Annotated in this window: 1 rRNA gene; it reads left to right on the forward strand. The window is 56.4% G+C overall.

What is annotated here, in order from left to right:
• Positions 1–1045, forward strand: a 23S ribosomal RNA gene (locus FH608_RS52350); the annotation flags it as partial.
• Positions 1046–1102 lie beyond the last annotated feature (57 nt).

The following is a 1102-nucleotide window of genomic DNA, read 5'->3' on the forward strand; positions in this document are numbered from 1 at the left end:
GCTTAGCAGCAGTATTGTTGCGAAGGTGAGAACTTAAGCGCCGGTAAACGGCGGTGGTAACTATAACCATCCTAAGGTAGCGAAATTCCTTGTCGGGTAAGTTCCGACCTGCACGAATGGCGTAACGACTTCCCCGCTGTCTCAACCGCAGACCCGGTGAAATTGCAGTACGAGTAAAGATGCTCGTTTCGCGCAGCAGGACGGAAAGACCCCGGGACCTTCACTACAGCTTGACATTGGTGTTTGGAGCGGCTTGTGTAGGATAGGTGGGAGACTGGGAAGCTCGGACGCTAGTTCGGGTGGAGTCATTGGTGAAATACCACTCTGGTCGTTTTGGATGTCTAACTCTGGTCCGTGATCCGGATCGAGGACAGTGTCTGGTGGGTAGTTTAACTGGGGCGGTTGCCTCCTAAAGGGTAACGGAGGCGCCCAAAGGTTCCCTCAGCCTGGTTGGTAATCAGGTGTTGAGTGTAAGTGCACAAGGGGGCTTGACTGTGAGACTGACGGGTCGAGCAGGAGCGAAAGCTGGGACTAGTGATCCGGCATCGGCGTGTGGAAGCGGTGTCGCTCAACGGCTAAAAGGTACCCCGGGGATAACAGGCTGATCTTCCCCAAGAGTCCATATCGACGGGATGGTTTGGCACCTCGATGTCGGCTCGTCGCATCCTGGGGCTGGAGTAGGTCCCAAGGGTTGGGCTGTTCGCCCATTAAAGCGGTACGCGAGCTGGGTTTAGAACGTCGCGAGACAGTTCGGTCCCTATCCGCTGCGCGCGCAGGAGACTTGAAAGGGGCTGTCCCTAGTACGAGAGGACCGGGACGGACGAACCTCTGGTGTGCCAGTTGTATCGCCAGGTGCATGGCTGGTTGGCTACGTTCGGGAGGGATAACCGCTGAAAGCATCTAAGCGGGAAGCTTGCCTTGAGATGAGGTCTCCCACCCTGTGAGGGGGTAAGGCTCCCGGTAGACGACCGGGTTGATAGGCCGGAGGTGGAAGCGCGGTAACGTGTGGAGCTGACCGGTACTAATAGGCCGAGGACTTGACCACAAAGCAGACTTTTCTAGTCGTGTTGCTCGCGTCCATTATGTGATTCTGAGACAGCAA

The sequence above is a fragment of the Nonomuraea phyllanthi genome (assembly GCF_006334985.2).
GTDB lineage: Bacteria > Actinomycetota > Actinomycetes > Streptosporangiales > Streptosporangiaceae > Nonomuraea > Nonomuraea phyllanthi.